The 1,270-nt window shown below is 57.4% G+C and carries 1 protein-coding gene; it reads left to right on the top strand.

Annotated features, from left to right (window positions below; translation table 11 throughout):
* The coding region (locus QRD42_RS18565; RefSeq protein WP_321988795.1) for an inverse autotransporter beta domain-containing protein at positions 1-1,270 on the top strand (1,270 nt) is incomplete at both ends.

Here is a 1,270-nt window from a genome sequence, read left to right as displayed (position 1 = left end):
TAAACGGCGGTAATGGCGGGGCGCTCGACGACGCTATCGTCTCCACAGCGACCAGCGCCGCGACGGCCGAAGTGCAAAACTGGCTTAATCAGTTTGGTACCGCCCGCGTCAGCATCAGCACCGATGAACATTTCACTCTCCAGGAGTCTGAACTGGATCTGCTGCTGCCGTTATATGACGGAAAAGAACACCTCTGGTTTACCCAGTTGGGTGGACGTCGTTACGATGAGCGAAATATGGTGAACGCCGGTTTTGGCTATCGTTATTTTAGCGATAGCTGGATGTGGGGCACCAACGTCTTCTACGATGAGCAGATTTCCGCTAATCACCATAAACGCCTCGGTGTCGGCACGGAAATGGGCTGGGATTACCTGAAACTTTCCGCCAACGGCTATTTCCGACTCAGCGACTGGATGGCATCAAAAGAATACAGCGACTATGACGAGCGGGTCGCCAACGGCTTTGACATTCGCGCCAATGGTTATTTACCCGCCTGGCCGCAGCTGGGCACCACGCTGGTCTACGAACAATATTATGGCGACAGCGTCGGCCTGTTCAGCGACGACGAAGACGACCGGCAGAAAAACCCGCATGCTATTACCTTCGGGCTGAATTACACCCCGGTGCCAATGATGACGCTGGGCGTTAACCAGAAATTCGGTAAGGGCGGTAAAAATGACACCCAGGTGAATCTGGGCGTCTCCTGGACCCCTGGCGTGCCGCTCAGCACCCAGCTCGATCCGGACCAGGTCGCCCTGCGCCGCTCGCTGCTCGGCAGCCGCATGGATTTAGTGGATCGCAACAATAATATCGTGCTGGAGTACCGCAAGCAGGATCTGATCTCGCTGGGCCTGCCGCCCGAATTAACCGGCGCGGAAGGGGAAAAGCAGACGGTGACGGCGAAGGTCAAAACCAAATACGGCCTTGAAAAAATCGACTGGCAGGGGGATGAATTCTTCCGCCAGGGCGGGAAAATCGCCGATACTTCCAGCCCCGAGCAGGTGGTGCTGACCTTCCCGGCGTGGAAAAACGGCAGCGCCAATACGTATGTGCTTTCCGCCGTCGCGCGGGATAAAAAGGGCAATGCTTCAAACACCAGCCAGATGAAGGTGAACGTCAGCGGCATGGATGTCGCAAGCCTGGTATCCACGACCAGCGCCTCGCCGGTCACGCTGCCTGCGGATGGCGTCAGCACTTCGGCGGTAACCGTGACGCTGAAAACGGCAGCGGGAGAAAACGCCGCTGGCTTTGCGGAACGCCTGAGCGCGAC

The sequence above is a fragment of the Enterobacter sp. PGRG2 genome, from assembly GCF_030291195.1.
GTDB lineage: Bacteria > Pseudomonadota > Gammaproteobacteria > Enterobacterales > Enterobacteriaceae > Enterobacter_D.
This window is presented reverse-complemented; position numbering and strand designations above follow the sequence as displayed.